Raw genomic sequence first — 4,359 nt, 5'->3', positions numbered from 1 at the left:
CCGCGTTGATCGCGCGCTTCGGCAAGCGCCGCATCACGGCGCTGGGGCTGGTGATGATCGCCGCCTCGGCCCTGATGGCGTTGATGGGGCTGGAGCTGCTGCACTTCTGGGGCTCCCTGGTGCTGCTGGGCGTGGGCTGGAACTTCGGCTTCATCGGCGCCACGGCCATGGTGACCGAGTGCTACCGCCCTGCCGAGCGCGCCAAGGTGCAGGCGCTCAACGATTTCCTGGTCTTCGGCACCGTGGCCGTGGCCTCGTTCGGCTCGGGCCAGCTGCTGCACACGGCCGGCTGGGACGGCATCAACACCTGGCTGCTGCCCATCGTGGGCGTGGTGCTGCTGATGCTGGCCGTGCAGGGACGGGGTCGCGGCGCGGGCGCGCCGACCTGAAGCCCCGACCGGTCAATCGCCAGGGTCCACGCGGCGGCTGCCCAGCCAGAGCACGGCCACCCAGCCCAGCAGCGCCAGGGCCAGCAGCACGGACAGATGCCATAGCGCCGCCTCCAGCGGGGCGCCGGCCTGGTTCAGTCGCAGCGAGGCCTGGATGGCCGCCGTGCTGGGCGACAGCCAGCGCAGCGCCTGCAGCAGTTGCGGCAGGGCTTCGGCCGGCCAGCTGAAGCCGCCGACGAAGGCCAGCGGGATGGAGGTGAACAGCACCACCTGCATGGCGCGCTCGCGGTTGGCCAGCCACCAGCCCAGCAGCGCCGCCGCTCCCGCCACAGCCGGGACGAAGACGGCCAGCAGCGCCAGCGCGCCCCAGGGATTGCCGCCGCGCGGATAGTCGTGCCAGACGAAGATCCAGCCGAAGTAGTACAGGCCCGAGAGCCAGCCCAGCGTGCACAGCGCCAGCAGCCGCGCCAGCCAGGTGCGTGCCGGCGCCCGGTCCAATCCCTGCTCGCGCCAGGTTCCCACCAGCAGCGCGCCGCCCATGAGCAGTGTCTGCTGCAGGATGATGATGGCCACGGCGGCGACGACGAAGCTGCCGTAGCCTTCCGTCGGATTGAACAGGGCCTGCATCTGCAGGTTGACGGGCGAGCGGCTGGCCTGGGCCTGCAATGCGCTCTGTCCGCCGGCCGTCAGCCGCCGCAGCTCCACGCCTGCCGAGACCGTGCCGAAGGCCTCGGCAAAGCCGTACTGCACCTGCTTGGCGGCCAGCGGGTAGGCACCGTTGGCATAGACGGGGACCACGGCCTCTTCGCTGCGCACCACGCGGCGCTTGAGGTCGCGCGGCAGCAGCGCGTAGCCCATGACGCGGCCATCCAGCAGGGCCTGCTGCGCCTGGGCCTCGTCGCCCGTGACCAGAGCGACTTCGATGCGCGGGCTGGCCTGGGCAAAGCGCAGCATCTGGCGTGCCAGGCCGCTGCCGTCGTGCTGCACCACGGCCACGGGCACGCGCTGCACGACCTCCTGCCCATAGAACCAGGGATAGAAGAAGCCGTAGAGCACGGGTGCGCCCACCAGCAGCATGAGCACGCCCACGTCGCCGAACACGGCACGCAGGGCGCTGATGAAGTCTTGCGCAAAGCCCCTGGCCATCTCAGCGCCCTCCCCATTTGTCGGGGCGGGAAAGGCCGCGCGCCAGGCCTGCCGTGGCCAGCAGCAGCAACACCAGCGCGGCCAGCAATAGCCCGGCCACCACGGGCAGGCTCTGCACGATGGGCGCGCCCATCTGCAGCTGCTCTATCTGCAGCCGCGCATAGTGGGTATAGGGCATGGACAGGGCCCAGGCACGTGCCGAATCGGGCATGGCCAGCAGCGGAAAACCCACGCCGCTGAACGCAAAGGCCGGCGCCGACAGCAGGCCCGCGCCCGAAAGCGCCGTGCGCAGCGACAGCGTGAGCGCCGCCAGCAGCGCCCCCGCCGCTAGGCTCACGGCGATCAGCAGCAGCAGGGCCAGCGCCACCCAGGCCAGGCTGGCAGCGCCCTGCCCCGGATGCCAGCCCCGTCCGGCCGTGAGCCACAGCATGGCCAGCGTACCGCCCAGGCCCAGGCTGGCCCAGGACAGCGCCAGCTTGCCTGCCAAGGCGCCCGCAATGGCGCTCCAGCCGGGCCTTCCCGGGCCCGCAGCCTCGGCCATCCACTGGCCCAGCGTGCGGTCGCGCAGCTCGCGCCCCACGGACCAGGCGCCGGCCGTCATGCCCAGGATGTGCAGCAGCGCGGGAATCAGCGCCGCCGCCAGGAACTGCTCGTAATTGGTGGAGATGTTGAACAGCGACACCAGGTTGGTGCGTATGGGCTCCATGCGCACGCGCAGCGCCTGGGCCGGGTCGCCGCGCTTGGCACGGGCCTGCATTTCCACGCCGGCCGACAGCGTTCCCACCACCTGGCGCAGGTCGCGCTGGATCAGGCTGGAATGCGTGGCCAGCTGGGCGTTGTGCATGAGCACCACGTCGGCCCCCTGGCCCCGCTTGATGTCGCGCGCAAAGCCGGGCGGGATCTGCACCACGGCGTAGGCATTCATGGACTGCAGCGCCCATTGCGCCTCCGAGGCATTGAGCGCCTGCGACTGCACGGCCAGGCCCGGCGTGGCGTCCAGCATGCGCACCAGCTGGCGCGACAGGGCGCTGTGGTCCTGGTCCCAGACGGCGACGGGCAGGCGCTGGACCAGGCCTGCCGAGAAGATCCAGACCATGAGCAGCAGCGCCAGCAGCGGCACCCAGCCGACCATGGCCAGGTCCCAGGGCCGTCCGCGCAGCAGACGCCATTCGCGCCGCAGGCTGGCGGCAAAGGCCGTGGGCGGGTTCGCGCTCACTGCCGCCGGCCGCTCAACGGCCGCCTTCCACGACCACGCTCATGCCGGGCCGCGCGCCTGCAATGGGCTGCTGCGGCCGCGCGCGGACCTCGAAGGTGCGCGCATCGAAGCCCTGGCCGGCGCGCGTCGCGCGCCAGGTGGCGAAGTCGGGCAGCACACCCAGGTAGTAGACCTCGAAGCCGGCCTCGCGGTTGTCCAGGCCCGGCAGGCGGCCGGTGAAGCGGCTGCCCTGGGCAAAGCGTGCAAGCTGGTCCTCGCGCACATTGAGCACCACCCACTGGTCGGCCAGGTCCACCACGGTGACCACGGCCACGCCCTGCGGGGACAGCTCGCCCTGGCGGGCCAGCACCTGGACCACCTCGCCGCCCACGGGGCTGCGCAGCTCGGTCTCGGCACGCGCGGCCTCCACCTCGGCGACCACGCCCTGCACCTGGCGTGCCTGGGCCTGGGCGGCACTGCGATCCTCCTGGCGCGCGCCCGAAGCCGCCATTTCATACTGCGCACGCGCGGCCAGCGCCTGGTCGCGCGAGGCGCGCCAGTTGGCATCGGCTTCATCGCGCTTCTGGGCCGCAACCAGTCCCTGGTCGAAGAGGCTTTGCACGCGGCGCAGCGAGGTCTGGGCCAGGTCGGCGGCCGTCTGGGCGCGCTGCCAGTTCAGGCGCGCCATCTGCACTTCCTGCGGGCGTGCGCCGGCCTGCGCCTTGTCGGCCTGGGCCTGGGCGGCATCGCGCGCGGCCTCGGCCTGGGCCAGCTTGGCGCGCACCTCGGGGCTGTCCATCTCCACCAGCAGATCGCCGGGCTGGATCTTCTGGCCTTCGGTGACCCGCACCTTGGCGATGCGCGCCGTGACCTTGGGCGCGATGTCGGTCTCGCGTGCCTCCATCTGGCCCTGGAAATACAGGGGGGCGGGCTGCGCCGCACGCCAAAAGCCCCAGGCCACGAGCAGCAGCACGGCCAGCACGATGGCCAGGGCCAGCCAGGGGCGCCTGCGCCCCGGCGGCACCGGCGCGGGGCCGGGTGCTTCGGTGGCGCTGCGGGGATGGTCGGGCGTGGCTGTGCTCATGGTGCGTCGGGTGGGATCTGTATGTCGGCTTGGGCCATGAATCGGTCGAATTCCTCGCTCTGGCCCGTGCTCTCCAGCAGTGCGGCCAGGGCCTGCACATACTGGTTGGCCAGTTCGGCACGCTGGGTCTGGACCTTGGCGAGATTGAGGCTGGCATCGATCAGGTCCAGCGTGGTGCTGGTGCCTTCCCGCAGGCCGGCCTCGCGCAGCCGCAGCAGCTCGCGCGCAAGATCCTCCTGGGCCTGCTGGGCCTGGTACTGGCGGCGTGCCTGCTCCACGCCCAGCCAGTTCTTTTCGACCAGCAGCGCGATGTCGCTGAGCGCCTGGGCTTGGGTCAGCTCGGCCTGCTCGATCTTGCGCTGCGAGGAGGCGGCCAGCGCATCGCGGTCGATGCTGTCCCACAGCGTCCAGCGCACGGCCACGCCTGCCACCCAGTTGGGCTTGCCGCTGGTGTTGACCTCGCGCGAACCGAAGGCCAGCAGCTGCGGCCGGCGCAGCGCCTCCTGGGCGTCGTGCAGGGACTCGGCCTGGCGCTTCTTACGCGG

The 4,359-nt window shown here is 71.8% G+C and carries 4 protein-coding genes and 1 pseudogene; 1 reads left to right on the top strand and 4 read right to left on the bottom strand.

Features of this window, described 5'->3' with window-relative positions; all coding sequences use genetic code 11:
- Positions 1-389 (top strand): annotated as a pseudogene (locus L995_RS27020) (MFS transporter); the annotation flags it as partial.
- 12 nt (positions 390-401) lie between these two features.
- Here the strand turns inward: L995_RS27020 and L995_RS27015 are convergent.
- From L995_RS27015 to L995_RS27000, 4 genes are all read right to left on the bottom strand, one after another.
- On the bottom strand, positions 402-1,535 hold the full coding sequence (locus L995_RS27015) for an ABC transporter permease (RefSeq protein WP_047474444.1): 1,134 nt from the start codon (positions 1,533-1,535) through the stop codon (positions 402-404).
- A gap of 1 nt (position 1,536) precedes the next feature.
- A complete protein-coding gene (locus tag L995_RS27010) occupies positions 1,537-2,751 on the bottom strand; it encodes an ABC transporter permease (protein ID WP_047474443.1) in 1,215 nt (404 codons plus the stop codon).
- 13 nt (positions 2,752-2,764) lie between these two features.
- Positions 2,765-3,814, bottom strand: a complete 1,050-nt coding sequence (locus L995_RS27005; RefSeq protein ID WP_016448246.1) for an HlyD family secretion protein — start codon at positions 3,812-3,814, stop codon at positions 2,765-2,767.
- Positions 3,811-4,359: TolC family protein (locus L995_RS27000; protein ID WP_047474441.1), on the bottom strand; the 549-nt coding region annotated here is incomplete at its 5' end. The genes L995_RS27000 and L995_RS27005, both read right to left, overlap by 4 nt.

This window comes from Delftia sp. ZNC0008 (assembly GCF_000799035.1).
Classification (GTDB): Bacteria; Pseudomonadota; Gammaproteobacteria; order Burkholderiales; family Burkholderiaceae_C; genus Comamonas; species Comamonas tsuruhatensis.
Note: the sequence above shows the minus strand (reverse complement) of the source record. Positions and strands in the feature narration are given on the sequence as shown.

Excerpts from the sequence above, each read along its gene's own strand:
- L995_RS27015 (WP_047474444.1), bottom strand. The coding sequence starts at position 1,535 with ATGGCCAGGGGCTTTGCGCAAGACTTCATCAGCGCCCTGCGTGCCGTG.
- L995_RS27005 (WP_016448246.1), bottom strand. The coding sequence starts at position 3,814 with ATGAGCACAGCCACGCCCGACCATCCCCGCAGCGCCACCGAAGCACCC.